Raw genomic sequence first — 26,720 nt, 5'->3', positions numbered from 1 at the left:
CCCTTTATACAAACGGCGGGGCCGACGGGCGCGTCAGACGACGGTGACGGGGTGACGCACGACGGCGTCGAAGAGATACCCCTGGGTGTTGTGGACGGTCCGCTCCGGCTGGCGGTTCCCGGCCCGGTCGGTGGCGCGGGCGAGGAGTTCGGCGGGCCCGGTGCGGTCCGGCAGCCAGTCGGCGCGCCAGCGGACCCAGCCGCCCCGGCGCGGGCGGTCGAGCACCCGCGCCCGCCGCCAGCTCCGCCCGCCGTCGGTGCTGATCTCCACGGTCTCCAGGGGGGCGGCGGCCGACCAGGCGCGGCCGGTGAGGGTGTGGGTCTCGCCCGCCGCCAGGGTCGCGCCGAAGGGCAGTTCCCAGGCGCTCTTGATCGTCTGCCGGGTGAGGGGCGCGCTGCCGCCGGGCGGGTGGGCGGCTCCGAAGAGACGGTAGAACTGCGTGTTCCACGGTGAGGCGAGCGGGGTGTCGCTGACCTCGATGTCGCCGAGCCATTTGACGGACGCTATGCCGATCCAGGACGGGACGACCACCCGGACCGGGTAGCCGTGGTCGTACGGGAGGGGCTCGCCGTTCATCTCGTACGCGAGGATCACATCGTCGAGAGCCTTGGCGACGGGCAGCGGGCGGCGCACCCGGCCGAGGTTGACGCCTCCGGTGACGAATTCGTCGTCGAGTCCGCTGGGCATGACGTCGACGGCGGACGAGGAGAGCCCGGCCCGGTGCAGCACGTCTCTCAGCCGTACGCCGCGCCAGCGCGCCGCGCCGATCGCGCCGAGCGTCCAGGAGGTGCCGCTGACGCTCTCGCCCTGCTGGGTGGTGAAGAGGCTGCGGCCGTTTCCGGCGCACTCGATCACGGCGGTGCGGGTGACGGCGGGCAGCGAGCGCAGCGTGGCGTAGTCGAACTCGACCGACCTGCGGCGGCCGGTCAGTCCGCTCCCCCACACCGTGAGCTTCCAGTCGCGCTCGCTGAGTCTGGGTGTGGAGGTGTGGTTCCGGACGAAGAAGCGGTCGGCGGGGGTGAGCCGGCCGGTGTCGCGCAGGGCGGAGAAGACGGTCTCGGCGTTGGTGCCGCGCAGGGTGAACAGCTCGGGCGGGACGGGCTTGACGATCCCTGCGGCAGCGGCCGGGGCGGTCGCGGTACGGATCGGGGCTGCGGTGGCGTGCGCGGTCGCGGTCGCGGCCAGGGCCCCGGCGGCCAGCGGTGTCGCGGCGAGCAGCTTGAGCAGTTCACGGCGGTCGGGTGAAGAGGGCAAGGAGGCCTCCTGGGCGAGGGGCGGGGAGGGTGCGGATCACAGTGCCGTACGGGAGGGCGGGTGGCGGCCCGCCGGTGTCACCGGGGACAGGAGCGGGAGGAGAGCGGGCGGCCCCAAGGGGCTGCCGTGGAAGCGCTGTTGCCCGGGACGACGGTCATGGGCGGGAGCTTAGGGCCTGTCCCGGGGATCCGTCGGCGGGTCGCCGGAACGCGCGGCCCGCCCGGTCGGTGGGCGCCGGTCCGCGTGGCGGCGGCGGTTACGGGGTACTCGCGACCCATGTCGTACAAAAATGCACAGCCGCACAAAAAGGCACAGCCCGGCAGGAGCACCGGCGGTTGGCGGCGGCCGAAGACCCCGGGCCCGCTCGGCCGGTGGGACCGGAAGGTCTTCCACGCCGTGGCGGAACGGGAGTGGCCGGCGGCCGAGCCGGTGCTGCCCCGGCTGAGTCATGCCGCCGACCACGGGGTGCTCTGGCTGGGCGCGGCGGCCGGGATCGCGGCGCTGGGCGGCGGGAAGCGGTCGCGGCGGGCGGCGGTGCGCGGAATGGCGTCGCTGGCGCTGGCCTCGGCCGTGATCAACACGGTGGGGAAGCGGTCGGTGCGCAGGGCGCGTCCGCTGATCGACGCGGTTCCGGTGATACGGCAGCTGAAGCGGCAGCCGTTCACCACCTCCTTCCCCTCGGGGCACGCCGCGTCGGCGGCGGCGTTCGCGACCGGGGTGGCCCTGGAGTCGAAGGGCTGGGGCGCGGTCGTCGCCCCGGTCGCGGCGTCGGTCGCGTTCTCCCGGGTGTACACGGGGGCGCACTATCCGAGCGATGTGCTGGTGGGCGCGGCGCTGGGGGTGGGTGCGGCGTTCGCGGTACGGGGGCTGGTGCCGACCAGGTCCCAGCTGCCGCCGCCGGGCCGGGCCCAGGGTGACGCGCCTGCGCTGCCGCGCGGCGAGGGGCTGGTGATCGTGGTCAACCAGGACGCGGGGTCGGCGGACTCGGCGGAGCGGGTGCGCGAGGCGCTGCCGCTGGCCGAGATCGTGGAGTGCGGCCCCGGTGAGCTGGGCCCCGCGCTGGCGAAGGCGGCGGAGCGCGGCCGGGCGCTGGGGATCATCGGCGGGGACGGCACGATCAACGGCGCGGCGGCCGTCGCCGTGGCGCGGGGGCTGCCGCTGGCGGTGTTCCCCGGCGGGACGTTCAACCACTTCGCGTACGACCTGGGGATCGAGACCTTCCAGGACACCTGCCGGGCGCTGGAGAGCGGTGACGCGGTACGGGTGGACCTGGGGCGGTTCACCCCGGGGCCGCCCCGGAACGGTTCCGACGGCGAGAACGGCGGGGACAGCGAGGACGGCGGGGACAGCGGGGACGGCGGGGACAGCGGGGACGGCGGGGACGGCGGGGGTCCGGGGTACTTCCTCAACACCTTCAGCCTGGGCGTCTACCCGGAGCTGGTGAACATCCGCGAGCGGTGGTCCCCGCGCGTCGGCGGCTGGCCCGCCGGGGTGATCGCGGCGGCGAAGGTGCTGCGCCACGGACGGCCGCTGGAGGCTTCCGTCCAGGGCCGCCGCCGCCCGATGTGGCTGCTGTTCGCGGGGAACGGGATCTACCAGCGGGTGGGGCCGACACCGGGTCACCGCCAGGATCTGGCGGACGGGCTGCTGGACGTACGGGTGGTCCACGGCGGCCGGTGGCCGGGGCTGCGGCTGCTGGCGGCGGCGCTCGCGGGCCCGTTGAGCCGTTCGCCGGTGCACGCGGCGGAGCAGCTGCACCGGGTGCGGATCACCGGTCTGGAGCCCGGTACGCCGATGGCGTACGACGGCGAGGTGGTCGACGCGCCGGCCGCGCTGACGGTGGACAAGGCGGTGGGGGCGCTGACGGTCTACCGTCCGCAGACGCTGCTCTGAACCCCTCCCAGACCGTCCGCCATTCAAGACACTTCATCTCACCATGTGAATCTACGGGATCATGGAGGCAGTCGCCACAGCGAAAGGAAGGCCCCGCCGTGCCCTCTGAGTCCGCCGTCTACACCCATGGCCACCATGAGTCCGTACTCCGCTCCCACACCTGGCGGACCGCCGCCAACTCCGCCGCGTACCTCCTCGGCGAGCTGACGCCCGGGGCCCTGGTCCTGGACATCGGCTGCGGCCCCGGCACCATCACCGCCGATCTCGCCGCGCTGGTCCCCGAGGGCCGGGTCACCGGGGTCGACCGGGAGCCCGGCATCGTCGAGCGGGCCAGGGCCGAGGCGGCCGGGCGGGGGCTGGCCAACACCGAGTTCGCCGTCGCGGACGTCAATGGACTGGACTTCCCCGACGACTCCTTCGACGTGGTCCACGCCCATCAGGTGCTCCAGCACCTCGGCGACCCCGTCCACGCGCTGCGCGAGATGCGCCGGGTGTGCCGCCCCGGCGGCCTCGTCGCGGTACGGGACTCCGACTACGGCGGGTTCACCTGGTTCCCCGAGTCCCCCGCGCTGGAGACATGGAACCGGCTCTACCACCGGGTGGCCCGCGCCTCGGGCGGGGAGCCCGACGCCGGGCGCAGACTGCTCTCCTGGGCCCGGTCCGCCGGCTTCACCGACATCACCGCCACCGGCTCCGCCTGGTGCTACGCGACCGAGGACGAGCGCGCCTGGTGGAGCGGGCTGTGGGCGGACCGCACGACCGCCTCGGGGTACGCGGACCTCGCCGTCGACGGCGGCCACGCCACCGCCGAGCAACTGGCGGAGATCGCCGCGGGCTGGCGGGAGTGGGGCGGCGATCCGGACGCCTGGTTCCTGGTCCCGCACGGCGAACTCCTCTGCCGCGCCTGACCGCCCCGCGCGAAAACGCCCCACCTGGGCGGGAACCGAATTAGGGTCGTCCCATGGAGATCCTCGGAACCACGCTGCGCATCTGCGTCGACGATCTGGACGCGGCCGCGGCGGTCTATGAACGACTCACCGGAGCCACCCCGCAGCGCTTCGAGCGCGGCGGGGTGTCGGTCGCGGCGGTCGGCTGCTTTCTGCTGATGAGCGGGCCGGCGGCGGAGCTGGACATCCTGCGCAAGGTGACGGCGACGATCGCGGTGAAGGACGTGGACCAGGCCCACGCCACACTCGCCGAGGTCGGCGCGCGGATCGTCGCGGGCCCGGTGCCGACCCCGGCGGGCCGCAATCTGATCGCGGTCCACCCGGACGGCTCGGTCTTCGAGTACGTCGACCGCAAGGTGACCGCGCCAGCCTCCTGAGCGTCTACGGGGTCTCGGGCCGCATCCGGTAGTCGTACCGCTCGGGCAGCGGATCGTCCGAGACCGCCGCCCAGACCTCGCCCAGGATCTCCGCGCCCTCGTGGAGGTCGGCCACCTCGAAGCCCGCGTCGAAGACGGCGCGGGCCTCTTCCCGGAGGCCCTCGGCGAGCAGCAGCCGGGCGTGGAGCAGCCGGAACCGGCCGCGTCGCTGGACCGGGGGGCGGAGCCGGGCCCAGACGGAGCGGGCGTCGGCGGCGCGGCCGGCGTGCAGCAGGCTCTCGATGGCCTCGCGGCCGAGGGAGGCGGTCGCGGCGGTCCAGGTCTCGCCGTCGTCGCGGCGCTCCTGGAGGAGGTCCTCGAAGGCTTCCAGATAGCGGTCGGCGGCGCGCTGTTCGTGCCCGCTCTCCTCGTCGGCGACGGCGAGGCAGCGCAGCAGCGGCCAGCGCGAGGGGGCGAGCGCGAGGCCGCGTTCCCAGCTGCGGACGGCCTGGGCGAGGTCGCCCGCGTGCCACTGGGCGACCCCGAGGTGGTACTCGGTCAGCGGGTCGGCGGGGGCGGTCTCCAGCATGTCGCGCCAGTGCGGGGAGACGAGCGAGGGGCCGGGCGGGGCGACCCTGCGAGGCTCGGGGACGGCCCCGGTGGTCAGCAGCTCGCGCCAGGGGGCCTGTTCCTCGCCGAGGGTGGATTCGACGAAGGGGGTGCCGGGGAGCTTGGCCCCGGAGCGCAGCACTTCGAGCGCCCCCCAGCCGGAGCCGACGGCGAGGGTGCGCACCGGCTCGCTGTCCGCGTGCGGGAGCCAGTCGCGGTAGGCGGCCTCGACGGCCTCCCTCGGCAGTGCGGCGGCGAGTCTGGACTCGACCTCGGCGACGGCGGCGGCCCAGTTGGCGCCGTGCACGGTGCCCGCCTCGCCGGCCAGCGGCCCGTAGCACTCCAGCCAGCTCAGCTCCGCGCCCTCCTCCAGACGCACCCGCTCCAGCTGGGTGCGGGCGAGGCCCGCCTGTATCTCCGCGTATCCGACGGTGTCCGGTTCGGTCAGCCAGCGCTGCCAGCGGCGGCCCGCGCGCCCGGAGCCCCAGAGGAAGAGCTTGCGCCCGCGCAGTGTGTCGGTCGAGGTCTGGACGAGGCCGTGTCCGTCGCCGCCGAGCGCGGCGATCCATTTGCGGGCCGGGGCGGGCACCTCGTAGAAGTAGTCGGCGGGGTGCTCGGAGCGCAGCGGGTAGGTGCGGTCCTCGCCCCGGTAGTCCGGCACGGGCACGCGGCGCAGGGTGCGTTCGTAGCCGAAGTGCCAGGCCTCGTCGGCGGGGGCGAGGATCCGGGTGGAGGGGTGTTCCTCGACTGCGGTGTTGGACCACCAGTAGAGCGGTACGGCGCGCTCGTGCGGGTTGCGGACGCGTACGCCGACATGGAGGAAGGCCGAGTCGGCGGGGAGCCAGAGGTCTATCTGGAACGGCAGGTCGCGCAGTCGCTCCCACTCCCAGAGGCGGATCATCTCGCCGCCGTCGGGGGCGGGGACGACGGCCGCGTGGAGGGGGGCGACGGAGAGCGCCCCGTGGCCGGTCGCGCCGATGTTCCACTCGATGCCGCCGGAGTACCAGGCGCCGTTGAGGGCGAAGTCGGCGGGCTGGAGGACGGGGTTGCGGTAGAGGAGTTCCCGGCCCGTGGTCTTGTGGTGCAGGGAGTGGACGCGGCCGCCGAAGCCCGGCAGGACGGTGGCGCGCAGTTGGTCGTTCTCGATGACCAGGGCGTCGATGGCGGTGGGGGTGCGGTCGCGTCCGTAGCCGTCGAGGATCCGCACGGGCAGCAGGGTGCGCAGCGGCTCGTAGTCGATCTGCCGGACCATCTCGCGCGGCAGCTCCCGCCTGGTGCGCTCGTCGACGGAGTGCGGGTCGGCGAGCCTGCGGAGCGGGGGCAGCGGGTTCGCGGGCCCCACCGGGGCGGCGGGCAGGGTCAGTACGGTACGCCGCACGGTCGTGGCCAAGGCAACCTCGCTTCACTCTGGAGAAGGGCCGCCGACCGCTGTTGGGCGACCCGGTGACCATGGAACAGGGTCGACGCCGTGCCGAACAGGGTTTCCGGGGGTCAGACTTCGGCAAAGTCCTCGCCGGAGCCGGAGCCGGGCCCGGGGCCGGGGGCCTGTTGCGGCTCGGCGGTGATCGCCCAGCGTTCGTGGTCGCGCCAGGCCCCGTCGATGTGGAGGAAGTCGGGCGAGAAGCCTTCGAGCCGGAAGCCGGCCCGGCGCACCAGGGCGATCGATGCGGTGTTCCCCGGCTGGATGTTGGCCTCCAGCCGGTGCAGTCCCATCGGGCCGAAGGCGTGTTGGAGGATCAGGGCGAGCGCCTCGCTCATCAGTCCTCGTCCTGCGGCGTGGGCGAACGCGCCGTAGCCGAGGGCTCCGCAGCGGAAGGAGCCCGCCACGATGTTGTTGATGTTGATGAATCCGGCGAGGCGGCCGGAGGCGCGCTCATGGATCAGGAAGCCGGCCCGGGCCGGGTCCTCGGTGAGCCGGGCGGCGTAGGGGGCGTACTCGGCGGCCGTGAGCGGGGGGTGGAGCCAGGGGCGGTGGTGCGCGGTGGCGGCGCGGGCCGCCGCCGTGAACTCCTCGCCGTCGTCGGCGGTGAACGGCCGGAGCGTGACGCGGGGGCCTGCGGCGACGGGGGGCGCGCCTGCGGCGGGACGGGGCGGGACGGGCTCGGGCATCCGGCCAGGTTAGCGGGGGGCCGCCCCGGGTGCGGCGGGGTTCGCCGACGGGCGCGGCGGGCGGCGGGGCGTCAGCGGTCGCGGCGGCGGAAGAAGTACGCGCCGCAGAGCGCGCCGATGACGAACATGGCGAGCAGCGCCAGATAGAGCGGCATGGTGACCTCGGGGATCAGCAGCCGGATCTTGACCTCGCGGGTGTTCTCGAAGATGAAGACGACGGCCAGGACCGCGAGCACGGTGACCGCGATCCTCGACGGTGTGAACCACTCCGCCGCCCGGCTCTTCCCGGTCCTCGGTGCTTGTTTGGCGCTCATGGCACCAGAATGGGCCCCGGCCCGGCCGGACGGCGGGGCGAGCGGGCCGTACGGGTGAGCGCCAGAACCCGGGGTAGGGTCCGCACCGACCAAACCTTGTCTGACAAGCTGAGCGCTGGTTTGGGCCGACCGTACGGCGGTCCGGAGCAGCGAGCCGAGGAGGAACCAGTGACAGCCGGCCGGCCGCAGCGCAGACCCGTCGTAGCCCTGTACGGACGGATCGCGGACGCCATCCACGAGGGCGTCTACCCGCCGGGCTCGACCCTGCCCTCGGAGCCCCGGCTCGCGGCCGAGCTGGGCGTGGGCCGGCCCGCGCTGCGCGAGGCGTTGCTGCTGCTCCAGGAGGACGGGCTGCTCTCGGTGCGCCGGGGGGTGGGCCGCACCGTCAACGCCAGCCCGCCCAGGCGCGGCTACGAGCTGCTGCGACCGCTGGAGGAGCTGCTGGCCGGGGGCGCTCCGCTGCGGGTGCGCCCGCTGCTGCGCACCCTGGAGGAGCCGACCGACTTCAGCGCCCAGCATCTGCTCGCACCGGCCGGTTCGGAGCTGCGGTTCTGGGAGTCCGTGCTGACCGGGGACGGTTCGGCGGGGGTGCTCAGCCAGGAGTGGGCGGCCCCCGAGGAGGTGCTGGAGCGGGCGCACCCGGCCTTCGCCGAGGCGCTGCGCGCGCCGACCGCGCCGGGCGGTTCGATGCTCGCGGTGCTGGCTCCAGCCTCCCGGGGGATCGCGCTGAGCGGGCACAGCGCGGTGAGCGCGACCCTGCTGGGGGCGCGGCGCGGCGAGCAGCTGGGCCGGGCGCCGGACACCCCCGCCGTGCTGGTCACCCAGGTGGTGCGGGTCGGGGAGTCCCCCGTGCTGGCCGCCAAGCACATGCTGCCGACCGGCGCGCCCGCCCTGCCGGTGCTCCAGTCGAACTGACGCGTACGGCCTGACGTGTACAGCACCGGCCGCTCCGGTGCCGTACACTCCCGGGGCATGCACTTGTCTGACATCCTCCGCGCGCCCAAGGTCGTACTCCACGACCACCTCGACGGCGGACTGCGCCCCGCAACGATCATCGAACTGGCCCGGGAGTACGGCTACGGCCTGCTGCCCACCGAGGACCCCGCCGCGCTCGCGGTCTGGTTCCGGGACGCCGCGGACTCCGGCTCGCTGGAGCGCTATCTGGAGACCTTCGCCCACACCTGCGCGGTCATGCAGACCCGCGAGGCGCTGGAGCGGATCGCGGCGGAGTGCGCGGAGGACCTGGCGGCCGACGGCGTCGTCTACGCCGAGATCCGGTACGCCCCCGAGCAGCACCTGGAGCGCGGGCTGACCCTGGACGAGGTCGTCGAGGCGGTGAACGCCGGATTCCGTGAGGGCGAGCGCCGCAGCGGCCAGAAGATCACCGTCCGCGCCCTGCTCACCGGGATGCGCCACACCGACCGCTCCCTGGAGATAGCCGGGCTCACCGTCGCCCACCGCGACCGCGGGGTGGCGGGCTTCGACATCGCGGGCGGCGAGATCGGCAACCCGCCCGCCCGTCATCTGCCCGCCTTCCAGCACCTCAAGCGGCACAACTGCCACTTCACCATCCACGCGGGCGAGGCCGTCGGCGCGGAGTCCATCCACGAGGCCGTGCAGATCTGCGGCGCGGAGCGGATCGGGCACGGGGTGCGGATCACCGACGACATCACCGTCCACGACGACGGCACGGCGACCCTCGGCCGGCTGGCGGAGTACGTCCGCGACAACCGGATCGCCCTGGAGGTCTGCCCGACCTCCAACCTCCAGACGGGCGCGGCGAAGGACTACGCCACGCACCCGATCGACCTGCTGCGCCGACTGGGCTTCCGGGTCACCCTCAACACGGACAACCGGCTGGTGTCGGGCACCACCATGAGCCAGGAGTTCGGGCACATGGCGGAGGCCTTCGGCTACGGCCCCGAGGTCTTCGAGGAGCTGACGGTCGCGGCGGTCGAGTCCGCGTTCCTGCCCCTGCCGGAGCGCCGCCGGCTGATCGACGAGGTCGTCCGCCCGGGGTACGCGGCCCTGCGCTAGCAAAAAAAGGGGGGGGCGGCTCCCGTGCGGGAGCCGCCCCCTCGGCTCAGCTCAGCTCAGCGCCGGCCGGTCCAGGGTCAGGGTGCCCGCGTCGGCGTCGAGTACGGCGGAGACGCCCAGCGGCATCGTCAGATTGACGTCGCCGTGACCGAACCCCAGCTCCTCGACCACCGGCACCCCCAGCCCGCCGAGCCGGTCCCGCAGCACCTCGCGCACCCGCTCGTACGGGCCGCAGTCGGCCCAGGAGCCGAGCGCGACGCCGGTGACGCCGTCCAGCAGACCGCCGCGGAGGAGCTGGGTGAGGATGCGGTCGAGCCGGTAGTCCTCCTCCCCCACGTCCTCCAGGAGCAGCAGCCCGCCCCGGGCCGAGACCCTGGCGTGCGGAGTGCCCAGCTCGGCGGCGAGCATGCTGGCGCAGCCGCCGAGGGTGATGCCCCGGGCCCGGCCGGGGACCAGGGCGCGCGCCGTCGGCAGCCCGAGGACCCGGACGGACTCGGGCTCGAAGAGGGTGGCCCGCAGCGACTCGCGGGTGGTCTCGTCCTTGAGGAAGGTGAGCGCGCCGATCATCGGGCCGTGCAGGGTGGCGAGGCCCGTCCGGGCCGCGAACGCCTCGTGGAGGACGGTGACGTCGCTGTATCCGACGAAGACCTTGGGACCGGCGGCCCGGATCGCCGTCCAGTCGAGGAGGTCGGCCATCCGCTGGGCCCCGTAGCCGCCCCGGGCGCAGATCACGGCGGCGACCGAGGGATCGCACCAGGCCTCGGTGAGATCGCGGGCGCGGTCGGCGTCGTCCGAGGAGAGATAGCGGAACCGGGTGTGCCGCCCCCGGACATGGGGCATGACGACGGGTTCCAGGCCCCAGGAGCGGAGGATGTCCAGGCCCTCGTCGAGCCGCTCGTCGGGCACCGGCCCGCTGGTGGCGACGACGGCGACCCGGTCGCCGGACCTGAGCCCGCGGGGCCGGGTCAGCTCGGTGAGAGTCATGCGATCAGCTCCGGATCGGGGACGTCGGTACGGGTGAGGCCGAAGGTCCGGTTGTAGAGGCCGAGTTCCGCCTCCAGTGCGCGGATCATGGTCTCCGCCCTGCGGAAGCCGTGGCTCTCGCCCTCGAAGGCGAGGTACGCGTGCGGGACCCCGCGTCCGGCCAGCCGGGCGAGGAGGCGTTCGCTCTGCGCGGGCGGGCAGATCACATCGTCCAGCCCCTGGAGCAGCAGGAACGGCGCGGTGATCCGGTCGGCGCGCTCCAGCGGCGAGCGGCTGCGATAGCGGTCGGGGAACTCCGCGAGGGGGCCGAGCAGCGATTCCAGATAGTGCGACTCGAAGTCGTGGGTCCCGTCGGTCGCCCAGCCCAGCGGGTCGAGCACCGGATAGAGGATGGTGCCGCAGGCGTAGACGTCAGTGCCGGCCAGCGAGGCGGCGGCGGTCCAGCCCCCGGCGCTGCCGCCCCGGACGGCGATCCGGCCGGGGTCGGCGGCCCCCTCGGCGGCGAGGCCTTGGGCGACGGCGGCGCAGTCCTCGACGTCCACCACGCCCCACTCCTCGCGCAGCCGCTCGCGGTAGGCCCGGCCGTATCCGGTGGATCCGCCGTAGTTGACCTCGGCGACGCCGATGCCGCGCGAGGTGAAGTAGGCGATCTCCAGATCGAGGACGAGCGGGGAGCGGCCGGTGGGTCCGCCGTGCGCCCACACCACGAAGGGCGGGAGTTCGCCCTCGGGCGCGGTCCACCCGGGGTGGTGCGGCGGATACACATGGGCGTGGATCTCCCGGCCGCCGGGCCCGGTGAAGGTACGGATCCGGGGTTCGGGGTAGTGGGCGGGGTCCACCGTGTCGGTGTGCGCCGCGCCGATCACCCGGGTGTGGCCGGTACGGGTGTCCAGCTCCACGATCTCGTAGCCGCCGCGCACTCCCGCCGCGACGCCGGTCACCCGGTCGCCCTGGACGGCGAGGGAGGGCGCCCACTCCGTCCAGGGGCCGACGGCGTCGGCCAGCTCCCCGGTGGTCGGGTCGAGGATGCCGAGCGCGGTGGTGTCGGTGCCGTGGATGACGGCGATCAGACCGTTCTCCAGGGGGTGGAACCACTGGAGGCCGATCTTCCACAGCGGGCCGCCGAACTCCTCCTCACGGCCGGGGAGGACCGGTGCGCCGAAGGCCGGGCGCGCGGGCCCGGCCGTCGCACCGGCCGCGGAGAGCGCGCCGGGTTCGGCCCGGTGCGGCTGCCACCAGCCGTCGGCGTCGGTGAGGAAGAGGAGGCCGCCGTCGGGGGCCCAGTCGACCTGGCAGATCGACGCCGTCCCCGTGGGCACGTCCCGGACCCCGGTGAACTCCCCGTCCCCGGTGACATCGGCGAGGACCACGGTGGTGGCGTCCCAGGGCATCGCGGGGTGGTCCCAGGCGATCCAGGCGGCGCGCCTGCCGTCCGGGGAGAGCCGGGGGCCGGTGACGAAGCGGTGCCGGTCCTCGCAGAGTTCCCGTATCGCCGCCCGGTCGTCGGCGGCCGAGCCGTCCAGCGGGACGGCGGCGATCACCCGGCGTACATCGGTGGGCGCGGGGCCGGTGAACTCCTCCAGCACGCCCCACACCTCGCCCCGGTCCTCCTCGATCCGCAGATCGGCCCAGCGCAGTCCGTCGCCGACGGCCGAGAGGGGGGTGAGCGGGCGGGGTTCGGAGCCGGGCGCGTCCGGTTCGTACGCGTACAGCCGCTGGTCGGGGAAGTGGACGAAGACGACGAGCGGGCCGCCGTCGCGTGCCACGGCCGCCCAGGGGTGTCCCCCGTACTCGATGACGCGGCTGCGCGCGTTCCACGGCTCGGGGAGGACGGACTCCTCCGTGCCGTCGGCGCGGCGGCGGATCAGCGCCCTTCTGCCGCCCTCGGCGGGGCGGGGCGCGGTCCACCAGACCTCCGCGCCGACCGTGCCGAGATATTCGGGCCGGCCGTCGTGCGAGGCGGCGAGCGCCGCGTCGATCGGCGAGGGCCAGCTGCCGTAGGGGCCTGTGGAGGCCATGTCCTTACTCCCTTGGATCGCCCGGGGCGCCCGGGTCGCCCTCGTCGCCGTCATGCCGAGCGGAGGTAGTGGTCGAGCACCTCGACGCCGAAGTGCAGCGCCTCCACCGGAACCCGCTCGTCCACGCCGTGGAACATCGCGGCGTAGTCGTAGCCGACGGGCAGCTTCAGCGGGGTGAAGCCGTAGCCGGTGATGCCGAGGCGGGAGAACTGCTTGGCGTCGGTGCCGCCCGACATGCAGTACGGCACGACATGCCCGGCCGGGTCGAAGTGCTCGATCGCGGCGCGCAGCTTGGCGTAGGTGGGCGAGTCGACGGGGGCCTGGAGCGGCACCTCGCGGTGCTGGAACTCCCACTCCACATCGGGCCCGGTGAGCAGGTCCATGGTGGTGTGGAACTCGTCCTCGCCGCCGGGCACCATCCGTCCGTCGACATGGGCCGTGGCATGGCCTGGGATCACATTGATCTTGTATCCGGCGTCCAGCATCGTCGGGTTGGCGCTGTTGCGCAGGGTGGACTCCACCAGGGCGGCGGCCGGGCCGAGCTTGGCGACGAGCGCGTCGGCGTCGAAGTCCTCGGAGTGGACGTCGACGTCGATGCCGTGCAGGGCGGCCAGTTCGGCGAGGGCGGCGCGGGTGGTGGCGGTGAGCCGGATCGGCCACTGGTGGTCGCCGATCCGGGCGACGGCGGCGGCGAGTCTGCTCACCGCGTTGGCCCGGTTGACCTTGGAGCCGTGGCCCGCCCTGCCGTGGGCGGTGAGCTTGAGCCAGCCGGTGCCGCGCTCCCCGGCGGCGACGGGGTAGAGCGTCATGCCCCCGCCGGCGTGGAAGGAGAAGGCCCCGGACTCGCTGATGCCCTCGGTGCACCCCTCGAAGAGGTCCGGGTGCTGATCGGCGAGGAAGCCGGAGCCGTCCTCGGCGCTGGCCTCCTCGTCGGCGGTGAAGGCGATGACGATGTCCCGGCGCGGCCGTACCCCGGCGCGCGCCCAGGCCCGCACCACGGCGAGGATCATCGCGTCCATGTTCTTCATGTCGACCGCGCCCCGGCCCCAGACGACTCCGTCGCGGACCTCCCCGGAGAAGGGGTGGACGCTCCAGTCGGCGGGTTCGGCGGGCACCACGTCCAGATGGCCGTGGACCAGCAGGGCGTCGGCCGAGGGGTCGGTGCCCGCGATCCGGGCGACCACATTGGTCCGCCCGGGGGTGCGCTCCAGCATCACGGGTTCGAGCCCGGCCCCGGCCAGGCGCTCGGCCGCGTACTCGGCGGCGGGCCGCTCCCGGCAGTCGCCGCCGCCCCGGTTGGTGGTGTCGATGCGGATCAGCTCGGAGGTGAAGTCGACCACCTCGTCCAGCGCGCGCCCGTCGACCGGGCTCGTGCCGTCGGCGGGGGTTCTCACATCAGCCATACTGCTCCTCCACTGCTGCCGAGACGATCGTGGTGACCGCCTTGAAGGTACGAATGGCTTCGTACATGGTCTCGCTGGTGTAGCCGACCCGGCGCTCGCCGCCGCCGCGGGTCACCCCGGGTACGACGGTGGCCGCGGCCGCGAGATGCTCCGCGTCGAACTCCAGCTCCATCGCGAACGGTCCGCCGCGCACCGGCTCGTGCCGGACCGCGAGCGCGGCGGCCTCCTTGGCGGCGGCGCGGATGTCGGCGGCGGTACGGGTGGGGGTGCGGCAGACGGCCGCGTACCGGGAGACATGGTCCTTGACGGCGACCTTGCGGGAGTCCGGGGCGTACCCCTGGGCGTCCACGCAGGTCAGGTCATCGCCGGTGACGAGGACGACGGGGACGCCGTACTCGGCGACCACATGGGCGTTGAGCAGCCCCTCGGAGGCGCGGACCCCGTTGAGCCAGACGCCGGTGAGCTGGTTGGCGAGATAGGTGTGGGCGAGGACGCCCTCGGCTCCCGCGCCGGTGTGGTAGCCGATGAAGGCGATGCCGTCGACGTCGCCGTGCTGGACGCCTTCCACCATGGAGAGCGACTTGTGACGGCCGGTGAGCATCTGGACCCGCTCGTCGAGCCGCTCCAGCAGCAGATTGCGCATGCTCCAGTGGGCCTCGTTGACGAGGACCTCGTCCGCGCCGCCGTCGAAGAAGCCGAGCGCCGCGGCGTTCACGTCCGAGGTGAACATGGCCCGGCAGCGTTCCCACTGCGGATGGCCGGGCAGCACATCGGCCGGCCAGGTGACTCCGGTCGCGCCTTCCATGTCGGCGCTGATCAGGATCTTCATGATTCACCCTAACCCTCCCGGTTCAGCCGTCGGCGGGGGGTCCGTCCTGTGCGGACGGACCGCTCCGGCCGGGACGGCCGACCGGTCGGCCGGTCAGTCGTCCCGGCCGACGACCAGCCACTTCGACGGCAGCTCGACCCGGGAGCCGTCGGGCTCGTACTCCGTCGTCGTCAGGGGCAGTTCCCCGGCGGCCAGCACGGTGAGTCCGGCGGCGGTGAAGTATCCGGGGATGTCGGCGTCGGGGACCGCGGCCGGGGCGATCCCGTGCCGGAGTACGGGCAGGAGCTTGGGCGGCGGCCCCGAGGGCCGGGACGCCAGTTCCGCGAGCCGGCGGCCCGCGGCCTCGGCCGGTTCGACGACGAAGGCCCGGCCCCGGACGCCGACCAGCGCGGCCACCGAGTCGGCGAGGGCGCGGCGGTCCTGCGGATCGGTCTGGTGGAGCACTCCGCGCACATAGACATTGCAGTCGCCGCCGAGATCCTCCCGGAGCGCGGCCACCATCGGGGCGTCGACCGCGTCCAGCCGGCGGAATCCGGGGCGGCCCGACGAGGCGTCCCCGTACCGCCGGGGCCTCTCCTGGCTGCGGGCCAGCTCGATCGCGGCGGCCGACAGATCGACTCCCACCACCCGGGGGAAGCGGTCGGCGAGAAACCAGGTCTGGGTGCCGTTGCCGCACCCCAGGTCCACCAGGGGCAGTCCGGGGTGGTCCACATGGGGTTCGTACAGCGCCAGATGGAGCCCGGCGGTCAGTTCGGGCTCGGCGTCCCAGATGACCTCGCCGGGCTCGCCGGAGATCTCGCCCCAGAAACCGTCCCAGGCGTCCGCGTATCTTTTTGTCACGCTCATGACCAGCTCCCATATGATATGACACAACGTCATGAGCGGTTTACCCCGTGACCGTCGGCTCGGCAACCGGATCCGGGGCCTGTCTTTGGATCAGACGACACGGCCTGCCGGACGGGTCGGATTACTAGGGCAGCGGCACCTCGAACCAGACGGTCTTGCCGTCGGCCGTACGGTTCGCGCCCCACTCCCGGGCCAGGGCGGCGACCACCCGGAGCCCCCGGCCCTCCTCGGCCGAGGAGACGGCGGCGCGCAGGGCCGGGAGCGTGGGGTCCTCGTCCCGGACCTCGCACTGGAGCGAGCCGGCCAGCACCATCCGCAGCTCGGCGCGGCGGCCCCGGGCATGGCGCACGGCATTGGCGACGACCTCGCCCACCAGCTGTTCCACCGTCTCGGCCAGCGCGCCGAGCCCCCAGGCGCGAAGCTGCTCACGGGCGAGCCTGCGCGCCCTGGCCGCCTCGTCCGGCGTGAGCGACAGCTCCCAGGCGGCGACCGAACCGCCGGGGACGCCGTTGAGGCGGGCCATCAGCAGCGCGACATCGTCCTTGCGTCCGCCCCGGGTGTTGAGCGCGCGGATGATGGTGTCGCAGGCGTCGTCCATGGAGGCGGCGGGGTGCGCGGCGGACTCGCAGAGCTTCGCCAGGCCCACCCCGATGTCCTCGCCGCGCACCTCCACCAGCCCGTCGGTGAACATCACCAGCCGGTCCCCCGGGGCCACCGGCACGGTCACGGCCTCGAAGGGGACGCCGCCGACGCCGATCGGGGCCCCGGTCGGCAGCCGGAGCAGCTCGCTGCGGCCGTCGGCGGCGCGGACCAGGACCGGCGGCACATGACCGGCGTTGGCGAGCGCCAGCTCGTGGCGGATGGGGTCGTAGACGGCGTACAGACAGGTGGCGAGGTAGTTCTCGCCGAGCCGCTGGGCGAGATCGTCCAGACCGCGCAGCAGCTCGACCGGCGGGAGGTCGAGGGCGGCCATGGTCTGCACGGCGGTCCGGAGCTGGCCCATCATCGCGGCCGCGTTGAGGCCGTGGCCCATCACATCGCCGACCACCAGCGCCACCCGGGAGCCGGGGAGTTTGACGGAGTCGAACCAGTCGCCGCCGACCCTGCCCAGCAGGGTGCCGGGGAGATAGCGGGTGGCGGTGTCGCAGGCGGCGGTCTTCGGGGTGATCTGCGGAAGCATCGAGTCCTGGAGGGTCTCGGCGACATTCTCCTGGTACGTGTACATCCGGGCGTTGTCGATCACCAGCCCGGCGCGGGCGGCGAGTTCCGCGCCGGTGACCCGGTCCATGTCGTTGAAGACGGCGCGCTCGGCGTGGCGCAGCAGGATCATGAAGCCCAGGACGACATTGCGCGCCTTCAGCGGGACCACCAGCATTGAGCGTCCGCTGATCAGCGGGCGGATGTCGCGCTTCTCGAACTGCGAGGCGATGGCGGTGCCCATCCGCTCGCTGATCCGGGGCACCAGCACCGGATCGCCGGTGGTCATGCACTGGAAGAAGGGTGTGTGCTCGGGGAAGGGCATGGACTCGCCGACCGGCACCACATCGTCCCAGCGCCCCGGCTCGTCCACATGCTCGACGGCGACACGGTGCCACAGCGTGGTGGCGTCCGGCGGCCCGTCGGGGAAGCCCTCGCCCGCGACGACCTGCTCCCGCAGATAGGTGCCCGCGACATCGGTGAAGCGCGGCACGACGGCGGCGCTGACCTCCTGGATCGTCCGGGCGAGGTCGAGCGAGGAGCCGATGCGCCCGCTCACCTCGTTCAGGAACTCCAGGCGCTCGCGCACCGCCGTGTACTCCAGGTCCCGCTCCAGATCGGCGGAGTCGACGGGCTCCCCGGACGCCGCCGCGGCGCGGGCCGCGCGTCGGCGCTCGGCGCGCTCGGTGCGCCGGGCGACTCCCCAGTCGGGGGTGACCGGGACCCGTTCGTGGCGGCTCAGCTCCACCACCGGATAGCCGAGTTCGAGGATCTGGGAGACGGTACGGGTGGCCTCCTGGACGCTCATGCTGGGGAGGATCTCCGGCAGTCCGCCCGCGAGATCGTCCGAGCCGGGGAAGTCGGTGTGCAGCGCGAACCCGGGCGCGATCCGCCGTACCCCGCCGCCGTTCTCGGTGCTCTCAGTGCTCTCGTCGCCGTCGCCGCTCGGGCCGGTGCCCGTGAACCGTGCGGCGTCCGCCGCCAGCACGATCAGCCGTTCGGGCCCGGGGCCGACCATGGGGTACGCCCACCAGAGGACGTCGACCCGCTCCCGCCCCGGCCCGGAGAGCCGGGCCCTGCCCGCCGTCGCGTAGGGGGTACGGCCGGTCAGCGGCGCGTCGAGGCCCGGGCCGCCGTCGTACGCCGCGTACTCGCCGTCCGCCGCCAGCGCTCCGCAGACCGGGAGCAGATCGAGCGCGGGCCTGCCCACCGCTTCCTCACGGGCGGGCCCGAACAGCCTGCGCGCACCCGTCGACCAGTGCGAGACCAGGCCGTCGCCGTCCACCACGACCACGGCGAGGGGGATCCGGCCCGGCACGGGGTACCGCTGTGGTCTTCTCGGCGGAACACCACGGTGCATGGGTGGGAGGCTCCTTCCCCGCCGCCTGGGGTCCCCCCGCGCCGGAGGCCGCGGGGGAGCGGCCTGGCGACCACGGTACGGCGCTGCGGAGGCCGCGCGCCGGGCAACGGCGAAATGGGTTGTGCGCCCGCGCACAACCCATGGCCCTCCGCTCGAAGACACTCCCTAGGAGCCGGACTTGCCCGCCGACTTCTCGATCTCGGCGGCGAGGTTGGCGAGCACGGCGTCGTAGATCCGGGCGAGTCCCTTCGGGGCGAAGGTCCGCTCGAAGAAGCCGCCGATACCGCCCGCGCCCTTCCAGACGGAGGTGACGACCGCCTTCGACCTGCCCTCGCCGGCCGGGGTGACGGTCCAGGTGGTGACCATGGAGGAGTTGCGGTCCTTCTCCACAAGCTGGCCGTCGACGGGCTCGGTGACATCCAGCAGGCAGTCGCGGACCCGCTTGCTGGTGGCCTGGAGCTTCCAGTGGACGAGGGTGCCCTCGCCGTCGCCGCCCTCGCGCACCTCATACTCGCTGAACTGACCGGGAAGGATCGACGCGCGCGTGTTCGCGTAGTCGGCCAGTGTGTCGATCACGGTCTCCGCGTCCGCCGCGATGATCCGTTCAGTCGTGGCCTCGACCTGCGCCATAGCTGTTCCTCCAGCACTCGGTGTGTTCAGGGGTGCCGCGTGGGCCCGGCTTAGCCAACCACCTCGGGTGCGGGGGCCCAAATCCGGGGCCTTCCGCGATGTGAGCGATCATGAGCCCATGAGCACTCATCTCACTCGTGTCCAGGCCCCCGAGGGCCTCGCCCCCGGTACCGGTTACAGCCATGTCGTCTGGGGCTCCGGCCGGTTCGTCGCCGTCTCGGGGCAGTGCGCCTTCGACGAGGAGCGGCGTGTGGTGGGGGTGGGCGACCCCGGGGCGCAGGCGCGGCGTGTCTTCGAGAACATACGGCGGTGCCTGGAGAGCGCGGGGGCGACCTTCGAGGACGTGGTGAAGCTGACGTACTTCGTCACGGACATAGCCCACCTGGGCCCGGTGCGGACCGCGCGGGACGAGGTCTTCGACCCCGCGCGGCTGCCCGCCAGCTCGGCGGTTCAGGTCTCCGCGCTGATCCTGCCGGAGCTGCTGGTCGAGATCGAGGCGTACGCGATCGTCCCGGAGGACCGCGGCTGAGACCGGGGCAGGGCAGGGGCTCAGGGGCTCAGGGGCTCTCCGGGGTGACCTCGACCCAGCGGCGGGCGGCGATGTCGTAGTCGTGGGCCGTCCCGGCCGCGCCGCTGGTGCGGAAGGGGCGGCCGCCGTCGTCGATCCGGGTGGTGCCCGAGCGGTCGCCGCTGCTCCACTCCAGCTCCAGGTACCAGTCGCAGTCGCAGCGGGCCGCGCGGGCGGAGACCGTCAGGATCTCCGGGTCCTTGGCGGAGACCCGGTAGGGGAAGGAGACGGCGGGGATCTCCGTGCCGGAGTCGTCGCCCGCGACCGGGCGGGCGATCGGGCGGGGCCGGTCGAGGTCGGCCTCGAACATCCGGGGGGTGAGGGATCCGCCGCAGCCCATGCTCATCCGGTAGGCGTTGTGCTGGACCGGGGCCCGCCGGGCGACCACCCGGACCCGCAGCGCCTGGAGCACGACCGCCTTCTCGGCCGTGCCCTGCACGGTGAGGCGTACGAGGGTGTCGCCGCCGTGCACCGCGCCGAGGGCGCCCGCCCACGGCCGGGCCTCGGACTCGGCGGGCGGGGGCGGCACGGCGGCGGGGGCCCGGCCGACGAGATAGGTGTGGTCGCAGCCGTACCGCCACAGGTGCGAATCGGTCTTCACGGTGAACGGGGTCGCCGCGCCGGCCGACGGGACGGCATCCCCGGCGGGCCGCCCGGCGGCGGTCCGCCGCCCCTCCGGGTCCGGGTCGGACGGCAGCGGCTCGTACGCGAGCAGTGTGAACAGGGCGGCCAGCGCGGTGACCAGGGCGACGGCGACGGCCCCGTACCACCGCCGCCGCCGTCGGCGTGCCGTCCGCGGGACGGCAGGTTCACGCGAGGGCGCCGGTGCGGGTGCCGGTTCCGGTGCGGGTTCCGGTTCCGGTGCGGCCGGAGCGCGGCGGCCGCGTTCGGCGTCGGCGAGCACCCACAGGCGGTGCAGGGCGATGAGGTCCTCGCCCCGGCAGCCGCAGAGCCGGGCGAGGCGTTCGACGGGGGCGAACTCCATGGGCACCGAGTGGCCCGAGCAGTAGCGGTGCAGCGTCGACGCGCCGATCCCGGCGCGGCGGGCCAGCGCGCCGTAGCTGCGGCCGGAGGCCTCCCGTATCCCGCTCAGCCTCCGCGCGAACGCCTCGGTGTCGGACTCCCTCGTGCTCAACCGTCCCCAGCTCCCCGCCCGTTCCGGGGCGGCGTTCCACCCCTCCCGAAGAACCCCACGTCAGCGGGGGTGGAATGGTTCCACCGTGCCACCTGTGGCCGTTTCCCTTGTCCTGGGACGGGCGGACTCCCGAAGCTGTTGGGCGTTGGCAGGACCACGACCGAGCAGAACGAACCAGCAGGGGGAAGCACCACCATGAACCGATTCCACACCGCCGCCGCCGTGACGGCCGCGACCGCGGCGCTGATCCTGACCCCGCTCTCCGCCGCGACCGCCGCTCCGGCCGAGGCCGCCGCGGAGCCGAGGCCGAAGGCGAAGTTCCTCGCGGCGAAGGAGCTGCCCACCGCGCGCACCCCGTGGACGGCGGAGAAGGTGAAGCCGGGCCGGGCCGAGGACTTCTGTGTCGGCACGATCCTGCCGAAGTCGTCCAGCGGGCACCGCGCCTTCCACACCGAGATGGACACCTCGGCCAGGCAGACGATCACCGTCGCCGCTTCGGACGCCAAGGCCGGGGCGCTGGTCGCCAAGGTCCGTAAGGCGCTGGACGGCTGTCTGGCGGAGCTCAAGAAGGAGTACCCGGGGCTCAAGGGGAAGAGCGAGTACGAGGGGAAAATCGCCGTCGAGGAGGGCGCCCACGTCTACAGCATCGACACCGCCGACCCGAGGACCGGCGCGGACGATGTCGCGCTGTACTCGGTCGGCCGGGACGGCAGGACGGTGACCGTCGTGAGCTGGGGGCAGCTGGGCGACCTCAAGAAGTCGCATCTGAAGGGCTTCCAGAAGACGGCCCGCACCTCGGTGGCCAAGCTGTACTGAGCCGGCCGACGGCGGCCCGCTCAGCCGAGCCGGGCGCGGGCCGCCTCCGCCGCCGCCGTGAGCCGGGGGTGGTCGCGGGCCGCCGAGAGCACGCCCTCGGCCCGGCCGTCGCCGAGCGCCCCCAGCCCCTCCACGCACGCCAGCGCCACCCGCCAGTGCGGGTCCCCCGGGACGAGCCGGCGGCGCAGCACGGTGATCAGCGCGGGGGCGGACTCGGGGGCGCGCAGCCGGGTGAGCAGCCGGACGGGCACCAGGGCGTAGGCGACGCGCAGTTCATTGGTGGCGAGGGCGGCGGCGGCCCGGGCGGTGCGGGGGTCGGCCAGTTCGAACAGGGCGTGGGCGGCGGAGCCGCAGCGCTGCGGGTCGCGGTGGTTGAGCAGCAGGACCAGGGCTTCGAAGGCCCGTCGGTCGCCCGCGCGGCCGAGCCGGAAGGCGGCCAGCTCCCGCGCCCAGAGCGGGCACAGGGGGGCGATGAGGACGTCGGCGAGCTCCTCCCGGTCCGCCGTCGCCAGCAGTCGTTCGTACGTTGGGGAGCCCCCGGACTCGTGCCGCAGCCGCCGGGCCAGTGACCGTAACTCGGCGTCCATGTCCTTCATATCCTTCATGTCCTTCAGCGTAACGAGGCGGACGGGGGCCGGGCGGGCGGCGATTCAGATCACACCCGCACGGGTCTGGCGCGCTCGTTACCCGCCGGTTAACCTCACATGAGCGGGTTACCCCCGTATTTCTCGTACCACCTCACGGCGGCCTGGTGACGCAGCCGCCGTGAGCGCGGTCGGTTCGGCGAACAGTTCGGCGCGTGAGTCGGTCGCGTGCCGCGTACCGCTCAGGGCGGCCCGGGACAGGGCTTCGCCTCGTGTGCGGGCCTTCCCCTCTCAGTCGTCACTCACCTTGGAGTCCCCCGATGGAAACTCCTCTGCACACCATCGCCGTCGTCGGCCTCGGCACCATGGGCACGGGCGTCGCCGAAGTCCTCGCCCTCGCCGGGCGCGAGGTCGTCGGCGTCGACATCAGCGAGTCGGCGGCCCGGCGGGCCGTCCGTTCGCTGGAGGTCTCCACCGCGCGCGCCGTCGAGCGCGGGCGGATCAGCGAGGAGGAGCGGCGCGCCGCCCTCGCCCGGTTCCGTGCCTCCGGCGATCTGGGAACCGCCCGGGCCGCCGATCTGGTGGTGGAGACGGTCCCCGAGTCGTACGAGGTCAAACAGCGGGTCCTGGCCGGGCTGGACGCCGTCGTGCGGCCCGACGCGATCCTCGCCACCGGGACCAACGCGCTGTCCGTGACCCGGCTGGCCGCCGGTTCGGCCCATCCGGAGCGGGTGCTCGGGATGCACTTCTTCAACCCGGCCCCGGTGATGCGGCTGGTGGAGGTGGCGTCCTCGGTGCTGACCGATCCGGCCGCCGTGGCCGCCGTCACCGCGCTCGCCCGCGAGCTGGGGAAGGAACCGGTGGCGGTGGGCGACCGGCCGGGGTTCGTCGCCGACGGGCTGCTGTTCGGCTATCTCAACCGGGCCGCCGCGATGTACGAGTCCAAGTACGCCTCCCGCGAGGACATCGACGCGGCGATGCGGCTGGGCTGCGGGCTGCCGATGGGGCCGCTCGCCCTGCTGGATCTGATCGGGATCGACACCGCGCGGACCGTGCTGGAGGCGATGCACACCGAGTCCGGGGACCGGCTGCACGCACCGGCCCCGATCCTGGGCCAGCTGAGCGAAGCGGGTCTGACCGGCCGCAAGGCGGGGCGCGGCTTCTACTCCTACGCGGCGGCCGGCGCCCCGGCCGTGGTCGGCGACTCCCTCACCCCGCGCCCCACCCGGCGCGGGGGTTCGGGCCGTGAGGTGCGGTCCGTGGGAGTGGCCGGTTCCGGGACGATGGCGAGCGGCATCGCCGAGGTCTTCGCCGCCTCCGGGTACGAGGTGGTGATCGCGGCCCGTTCGGCGGAGAAGGCCGGGGCCGCCAGGGACCGGATCGCGGCCTCGCTCGCCCGCTCGGTGGGCAAGGGGCGCACGACGGCGGAGGCGAGACGGCTGACGCTGGACCGGATCACTCCGGCGGGTTCGCTCGACGCCTTCTTCGAGGTGGATCTCGCGCTGGAGGCGGTCGCGGAGGATCTGGCGGTCAAGCGGGAGCTGTTCGCCGCGCTGGACAAGGTCTGCAAGAGGGGCGCGGTGCTCGCGACCACCACCTCCTCGCTGCCGGTGGTGGCGTGCGCCCGCGCCACCGGGCGGCCGCAGGACGTCGTCGGGATGCACTTCTTCAATCCCGCCCCGGCGATGCGGCTGGTGGAGGTCGTCCGTACGGTGCTGACCGGGGACGAGGTCCACGACACCGTGCGCTCGGTGGTCTCGTCGCTGAAGAAGCATCCGGTGGAGTGCGGGGACCGGGCCGGCTTCATCGTCAACGCGCTGCTCTTCCCCTATCTGAACAGCGCGGTCAGGATGGTCGGCGAGCACTACGCCTCGCTCGACGACGTGGACACGGCGATGCGGCTGGGCGGCGGCTATCCGATGGGGCCGTTCGAGCTCCTCGACGCCGTCGGGCTCGATGTCTCGCTGGCGATCGAGCGGGCGCTGCACCGGGAGTTCCGCGATCCGGGGCTCGCACCCGCGCCGCTGCTGGAGCGGCTGGTGGCGGCGGGCTGTCTCGGCCGGAAGACCGGGCGGGGCTTCCGCGCGCACCGCGGGCGCTGACGGCCCGCCCCGGCAGGGTGCGCCCGGCGCACCGGAGAGCACCGGGAGCACCCCTGCGGAGGGGGCGCTTCCGGTCCGGCGCGGACCACCCGCGAGCGCGCTCTCCTGCGCGAATGCAGTACGTTCAGGTCATGCCCCAGCCCGCCAAGGCCATCCGCCCGAAGATCACCGCCGGCGCCCCCGGGAGCGCCGCGGGCGTCCGCGCCGCCGCGCAGCGGCTCAAGATGCGCCGCGAACTCGCGGCGGCGGCCATGGAGCTGTTCGCGACCAAGGGGTACGAAGCGACGACCGTGGACGAGATCGCGGCCACCGCCGGGGTCGCGCGGCGCACCTTCTTCCGTCACTTCCGCTCCAAGGAAGAGGCGATCTTCCCGGACCACGACGACACGCTGGTGCGCGCCGAGGCGGTGCTCAACGCGGCCCCGGCGCACGAACCGCCGCTGGACACCGTGTGCCGGGGCATCAAGGAGGTCATGCGGATGTACGCGGCCTCCCCCTCGGTCTCGGTGGAGCGCTACCGGCTGACCCGTGAGGTGCCGACGCTGCGGGAGCGGGAGATCGCCTCGGTGGCGCGTTACGAGCGGCTGTTCACCCGCTATCTGCTGGGCCATTTCGACGAGCGCGACCACCACGACGGCAATGACGATCCGCTGCTGGCGGAGGTGGCCGCGTCCGCCGTGGTCACCGCGCACAACCATGTGCTGCGCCGCTGGCTGCGGGCGGGCGGCGAGGGCGATGTGGAGGCCCAGTTGGACCACGCCTTCGCGATCGTCCGGGACACCTTCGGCACCGGCATCGGCGCGAGCGGCCCCCGGCCGCCGGAGCAGACGGCCGAGAGCCGTGAGCCGGCTCTGCCCCCGGCCCCGGTCTCGGCCTCCGTGGACGGCGCGGACGAGGTACTGGTGGCGGTGGCCCGTACGGACGCGCCGCTGGACGAGGTGATGCGCACGATCGAGCGGGCGCTCAAGGACCGCCGGAACTAGACCCCTGCCCTGTCACGGCCGTCCCCGGTGAGTCCCGGGGGCGGCCGTTCTCGCTCATGCGTGCCGCGTCGATGGCATCTGAGACAAGTAATGGCACGCAGTGCCTTGTCAGCCGACACGCAGTGCCATACGTTGAAACCGTCCGGGCGGCCGGTACGGAGAACTCTCGTACACCGGCTGTCCCCGGGGGCCATCGCGCCCCCGCGCCCGGACGCCTGCGTCACAGGCTCCCCACCGCGCCCACCCGGCGCCGCTCACCCGCGTCACCTGTGTCACCTGTGTCACCACTCGCCGAACCGACGGCACACCTCCACAGCAGCAAGCCCGACCCTCACTCAGCACGGGGCGTCCCTCTGCGCCCCGACGCGCTTCGCCGGAGGCAACACCGTGAAGGAAATCCTGGACGCGATCCAATCGGCGGACAGCACCGCCGCCGACTTCGCCGCGCTGCCGGTCCCCGAGTCCTATCGCGCCGTCACCGTCCACAAGGACGAGGCCGCGATGTTCGAAGGGCTGGAGAGCAGAGAGAAGGACCCGCGCGAGTCCCTGCACATCGAGGACGTCGCCGTGCCCGAACTCGGCCCCGGCGAGGCGCTGGTGGCCGTCATGGCCAGCTCCGTCAACTACAACTCGGTCTGGACCTCGATCTTCGAGCCGCTGCCCACCTTCGGCTTCCTGGAGCGCTACGGCAGGCTCTCCGAGCTGGCCCGGCGGCACGATCTCCCGTACCACGTCATCGGCTCCGACCTGGCGGGCGTGGTGCTGCGCACCGGCCCCGGGGTCAACGCCTGGCGGCCCGGCGACGAGGTCGTCGCCCACTGTCTCTCGGTCGAGCTGGAGTCCTCCGACGGGCACAACGACACCATGCTCGACCCCGAGCAGCGGATCTGGGGCTTCGAGACCAACTTCGGCGGGCTCGCCGAACTCGCCCTGGTCAAATCCAATCAGCTGATGCCCAAACCCGACCATCTGAGCTGGGAGGAGGCGGCGGCCCCGGGCCTGGTGAACTCCACCGCCTACCGCCAGCTCGTCTCGCGCAACGGCGCGGGGATGAAGCAGGGCGACAATGTGCTCATCTGGGGCGCGAGCGGCGGACTCGGCTCGTACGCCACCCAGTTCGCGCTGGCCGGCGGGGCCAATCCGATCTGTGTCGTCTCCAGCGAGCGCAAGGCGTCGGTCTGCCGGGCGATGGGGGCCGAGGCGGTCATCGACCGGGGCGCGGAGGGATACCGGTTCTGGAAGGACGAGCGGACCCAGGACCCGCGCGAGTGGAAGCGGTTCGGCGAGCACATCCGCGAGCTGACCGGCGGGGAGGACGTCGACATCGTCTTCGAGCACCCCGGCCGGGAGACCTTCGGCGCGTCCGTCTATGTCACCCGCAAGGGCGGCACCGTCGTCACCTGCGCCTCCACCTCGGGCTACACCCATGAGTACGACAACCGCTACCTCTGGATGTCACTGAAGCGGATCATCGGCTCCCACTTCGCCAACTACCGCGAGGCGTGGGAGGCCAACCGGCTGGTCGCCAAGGGAAAGATCCACCCCACCCTCTCCCGGGTCTATCCGCTGGAGCGGACCGGCCAGGCCGCGTACGACGTCCACCGCAATGTCCACCAGGGCAAGGTCGGCGTGCTCGCGCTGGCCCCCCGCGAGGGCCTCGGGGTCCGCGATCCCGAGACCCGCGCGCGGCATCTCGACTCCATCAATCTCTTCCGCGCCGACCATGACGCCTGAGGGGCCGCACCG

The 26,720-nt window shown here is 73.5% G+C and carries 23 protein-coding genes; 10 read left to right on the top strand and 13 right to left on the bottom strand.

Annotated features, from left to right (window positions below; genetic code table 11):
• Positions 1-33: 33 nt before the first annotated feature.
• Entirely contained in the window at positions 34-1,254 is a 1,221-nt protein-coding gene (locus IE247_RS14235; RefSeq protein ID WP_190123452.1) for a sulfite oxidase, read from the bottom strand.
• Between the two features lie 276 nt (positions 1,255-1,530).
• On the opposite strand from IE247_RS14235, the gene IE247_RS14230 reads away from it, so the two are divergent.
• The 3 genes from IE247_RS14230 (at position 1,531) to IE247_RS14220 (ending at position 4,471) form a co-directional block, all read left to right on the top strand.
• Positions 1,531-3,147: a bifunctional phosphatase PAP2/diacylglycerol kinase family protein gene (locus IE247_RS14230; protein ID WP_190123451.1), complete on the top strand. Its 1,617-nt coding sequence runs from the start codon at positions 1,531-1,533 to the stop codon at positions 3,145-3,147.
• Between the two features lie 98 nt (positions 3,148-3,245).
• Positions 3,246-4,055 carry a methyltransferase domain-containing protein gene (locus IE247_RS14225; protein ID WP_190123450.1) on the top strand — a complete coding sequence of 270 codons (810 nt, stop codon included), beginning with the start codon at positions 3,246-3,248 and terminating at the stop codon, positions 4,053-4,055.
• Between the two features lie 53 nt (positions 4,056-4,108).
• Positions 4,109-4,471 (top strand): VOC family protein, encoded by a 363-nt coding sequence (locus tag IE247_RS14220; protein ID WP_190123449.1) that lies wholly within the window; start codon positions 4,109-4,111, stop codon positions 4,469-4,471.
• A gap of 4 nt (positions 4,472-4,475) precedes the next feature.
• Here the strand turns inward: IE247_RS14220 and IE247_RS14215 are convergent, their stop codons facing one another.
• From IE247_RS14215 to IE247_RS14205, 3 genes are all read right to left on the bottom strand, one after another.
• Positions 4,476-6,449 carry a DUF5107 domain-containing protein gene (locus tag IE247_RS14215; RefSeq protein WP_190123448.1) on the bottom strand — a complete coding sequence of 658 codons (1,974 nt, stop codon included), beginning with the start codon at positions 6,447-6,449 and terminating at the stop codon, positions 4,476-4,478.
• A gap of 101 nt (positions 6,450-6,550) precedes the next feature.
• A complete protein-coding gene (locus IE247_RS14210; RefSeq protein WP_190123447.1) occupies positions 6,551-7,168 on the bottom strand; it encodes a GNAT family N-acetyltransferase in 618 nt (205 codons plus the stop codon).
• 71 nt (positions 7,169-7,239) lie between these two features.
• Positions 7,240-7,482 carry a LapA family protein gene (locus IE247_RS14205; RefSeq protein ID WP_190123446.1) on the bottom strand — a complete coding sequence of 81 codons (243 nt, stop codon included), beginning with the start codon at positions 7,480-7,482 and terminating at the stop codon, positions 7,240-7,242.
• A gap of 168 nt (positions 7,483-7,650) precedes the next feature.
• Here IE247_RS14205 and IE247_RS14200 point away from each other — a divergent pair, with 168 nt between their 5' ends.
• Positions 7,651-8,397 (top strand): GntR family transcriptional regulator, encoded by a 747-nt coding sequence (locus IE247_RS14200; RefSeq protein ID WP_229869109.1) that lies wholly within the window; start codon positions 7,651-7,653, stop codon positions 8,395-8,397.
• Between the two features lie 57 nt (positions 8,398-8,454).
• Positions 8,455-9,519, top strand: coding sequence for an adenosine deaminase (locus tag IE247_RS14195; protein ID WP_190123444.1), 1,065 nt, complete (start codon positions 8,455-8,457; stop codon positions 9,517-9,519).
• 51 nt (positions 9,520-9,570) lie between these two features.
• On the opposite strand, the gene IE247_RS14190 is transcribed toward IE247_RS14195, so the two are convergent.
• The 7 genes from IE247_RS14190 to IE247_RS14160 form a co-directional block, all read right to left on the bottom strand.
• Positions 9,571-10,503 carry a S66 peptidase family protein gene (locus IE247_RS14190; protein WP_190123443.1) on the bottom strand — a complete coding sequence of 311 codons (933 nt, stop codon included), beginning with the start codon at positions 10,501-10,503 and terminating at the stop codon, positions 9,571-9,573.
• Positions 10,500-12,521 carry a S9 family peptidase gene (locus IE247_RS14185; RefSeq protein ID WP_190123442.1) on the bottom strand — a complete coding sequence of 674 codons (2,022 nt, stop codon included), beginning with the start codon at positions 12,519-12,521 and terminating at the stop codon, positions 10,500-10,502. Before IE247_RS14185 ends, IE247_RS14190 begins: the two co-directional genes overlap by 4 nt.
• Positions 12,522-12,571: 50 nt before the next feature.
• Complete coding sequence (locus IE247_RS14180; RefSeq protein ID WP_190123441.1) at positions 12,572-13,924, bottom strand: M20/M25/M40 family metallo-hydrolase; 1,353 nt, start codon at positions 13,922-13,924, stop codon at positions 12,572-12,574.
• Positions 13,917-14,753 carry a M55 family metallopeptidase gene (locus tag IE247_RS14175; protein ID WP_190123440.1) on the bottom strand — a complete coding sequence of 279 codons (837 nt, stop codon included), beginning with the start codon at positions 14,751-14,753 and terminating at the stop codon, positions 13,917-13,919. The genes IE247_RS14180 and IE247_RS14175 overlap by 8 nt, the downstream gene beginning before the upstream one ends.
• A 93-nt stretch (positions 14,754-14,846) precedes the next feature.
• Positions 14,847-15,599, bottom strand: a complete 753-nt coding sequence (locus tag IE247_RS14170) for a class I SAM-dependent methyltransferase (protein WP_190123439.1) — start codon at positions 15,597-15,599, stop codon at positions 14,847-14,849.
• Positions 15,600-15,723: 124 nt separating this feature from the next.
• Positions 15,724-18,156, bottom strand: a complete 2,433-nt coding sequence (locus tag IE247_RS14165; RefSeq protein WP_190123438.1) for a SpoIIE family protein phosphatase — start codon at positions 18,154-18,156, stop codon at positions 15,724-15,726.
• Between the two features lie 165 nt (positions 18,157-18,321).
• A complete protein-coding gene (locus IE247_RS14160; RefSeq protein ID WP_190123437.1) occupies positions 18,322-18,786 on the bottom strand; it encodes an SRPBCC family protein in 465 nt (154 codons plus the stop codon).
• A gap of 118 nt (positions 18,787-18,904) precedes the next feature.
• Between IE247_RS14160 and IE247_RS14155 the strand changes: the two genes are divergently transcribed.
• Positions 18,905-19,315, top strand: coding sequence for a RidA family protein (locus IE247_RS14155; RefSeq protein WP_190123436.1), 411 nt, complete (start codon positions 18,905-18,907; stop codon positions 19,313-19,315).
• Between the two features lie 28 nt (positions 19,316-19,343).
• Here the strand turns inward: IE247_RS14155 and IE247_RS14150 are convergent, their stop codons facing one another.
• Positions 19,344-20,489 (bottom strand): helix-turn-helix domain-containing protein, encoded by a 1,146-nt coding sequence (locus IE247_RS14150; protein WP_190123435.1) that lies wholly within the window; start codon positions 20,487-20,489, stop codon positions 19,344-19,346.
• A 195-nt stretch (positions 20,490-20,684) separates the two neighbouring features.
• Here IE247_RS14150 and IE247_RS14145 point away from each other — a divergent pair, with 195 nt between their 5' ends.
• Positions 20,685-21,305 carry a hypothetical protein gene (locus IE247_RS14145; protein WP_190123434.1) on the top strand — a complete coding sequence of 207 codons (621 nt, stop codon included), beginning with the start codon at positions 20,685-20,687 and terminating at the stop codon, positions 21,303-21,305.
• Between the two features lie 20 nt (positions 21,306-21,325).
• On the opposite strand, the gene IE247_RS14140 is transcribed toward IE247_RS14145, so the two are convergent.
• Positions 21,326-21,892: a HEAT repeat domain-containing protein gene (locus tag IE247_RS14140; protein ID WP_190123597.1), complete on the bottom strand. Its 567-nt coding sequence runs from the start codon at positions 21,890-21,892 to the stop codon at positions 21,326-21,328.
• Between the two features lie 317 nt (positions 21,893-22,209).
• Here IE247_RS14140 and IE247_RS14135 point away from each other — a divergent pair, with 317 nt between their 5' ends.
• From IE247_RS14135 to ccrA, 3 genes are all read left to right on the top strand, one after another.
• Complete coding sequence (locus IE247_RS14135; RefSeq protein WP_190123433.1) at positions 22,210-23,991, top strand: 3-hydroxyacyl-CoA dehydrogenase family protein; 1,782 nt, start codon at positions 22,210-22,212, stop codon at positions 23,989-23,991.
• A 113-nt stretch (positions 23,992-24,104) separates the two neighbouring features.
• Positions 24,105-24,974 carry a TetR family transcriptional regulator gene (locus IE247_RS14130; protein ID WP_190123432.1) on the top strand — a complete coding sequence of 290 codons (870 nt, stop codon included), beginning with the start codon at positions 24,105-24,107 and terminating at the stop codon, positions 24,972-24,974.
• A gap of 387 nt (positions 24,975-25,361) precedes the next feature.
• Complete coding sequence (gene ccrA / locus IE247_RS14125; RefSeq protein ID WP_190123431.1) at positions 25,362-26,708, top strand: crotonyl-CoA carboxylase/reductase; 1,347 nt, start codon at positions 25,362-25,364, stop codon at positions 26,706-26,708.
• The last annotated feature ends 12 nt before the right edge of the window (positions 26,709-26,720 follow it).

The sequence above is a fragment of the Streptomyces inusitatus genome (assembly GCF_014651115.1).
GTDB lineage: Bacteria > Actinomycetota > Actinomycetes > Streptomycetales > Streptomycetaceae > Streptomyces > Streptomyces amakusaensis.
Note: the sequence above shows the minus strand (reverse complement) of the source record. Positions and strands in the feature narration are given on the sequence as shown.

Bases quoted from the DNA above. Each gene is read 5' to 3' on its own strand.
- IE247_RS14230 (WP_190123451.1), top strand. From the start codon at position 1,531: ATGTCGTACAAAAATGCACAGCCGCACAAAAAGGCACAGCCCGGCAGG.
- IE247_RS14220 (WP_190123449.1), top strand. From the start codon at position 4,109: ATGGAGATCCTCGGAACCACGCTGCGCATCTGCGTCGACGATCTGGAC.
- IE247_RS14210 (WP_190123447.1), bottom strand. From the start codon at position 7,168: ATGCCCGAGCCCGTCCCGCCCCGTCCCGCCGCAGGCGCGCCCCCCGTC.
- IE247_RS14205 (WP_190123446.1), bottom strand. From the start codon at position 7,482: ATGAGCGCCAAACAAGCACCGAGGACCGGGAAGAGCCGGGCGGCGGAG.
- IE247_RS14195 (WP_190123444.1), top strand. From the start codon at position 8,455: ATGCACTTGTCTGACATCCTCCGCGCGCCCAAGGTCGTACTCCACGAC.
- IE247_RS14190 (WP_190123443.1), bottom strand. From the start codon at position 10,503: ATGACTCTCACCGAGCTGACCCGGCCCCGCGGGCTCAGGTCCGGCGAC.
- IE247_RS14185 (WP_190123442.1), bottom strand. From the start codon at position 12,521: ATGGCCTCCACAGGCCCCTACGGCAGCTGGCCCTCGCCGATCGACGCG.
- IE247_RS14180 (WP_190123441.1), bottom strand. From the start codon at position 13,924: ATGGCTGATGTGAGAACCCCCGCCGACGGCACGAGCCCGGTCGACGGG.
- IE247_RS14175 (WP_190123440.1), bottom strand. From the start codon at position 14,753: ATGAAGATCCTGATCAGCGCCGACATGGAAGGCGCGACCGGAGTCACC.
- IE247_RS14170 (WP_190123439.1), bottom strand. From the start codon at position 15,599: ATGAGCGTGACAAAAAGATACGCGGACGCCTGGGACGGTTTCTGGGGC.
- IE247_RS14165 (WP_190123438.1), bottom strand. From the start codon at position 18,156: ATGCACCGTGGTGTTCCGCCGAGAAGACCACAGCGGTACCCCGTGCCG.
- IE247_RS14160 (WP_190123437.1), bottom strand. From the start codon at position 18,786: ATGGCGCAGGTCGAGGCCACGACTGAACGGATCATCGCGGCGGACGCG.
- IE247_RS14155 (WP_190123436.1), top strand. From the start codon at position 18,905: ATGAGCACTCATCTCACTCGTGTCCAGGCCCCCGAGGGCCTCGCCCCC.
- IE247_RS14145 (WP_190123434.1), top strand. From the start codon at position 20,685: ATGAACCGATTCCACACCGCCGCCGCCGTGACGGCCGCGACCGCGGCG.
- IE247_RS14140 (WP_190123597.1), bottom strand. From the start codon at position 21,892: ATGGACGCCGAGTTACGGTCACTGGCCCGGCGGCTGCGGCACGAGTCC.
- IE247_RS14135 (WP_190123433.1), top strand. From the start codon at position 22,210: ATGGAAACTCCTCTGCACACCATCGCCGTCGTCGGCCTCGGCACCATG.
- IE247_RS14130 (WP_190123432.1), top strand. From the start codon at position 24,105: ATGCAGTACGTTCAGGTCATGCCCCAGCCCGCCAAGGCCATCCGCCCG.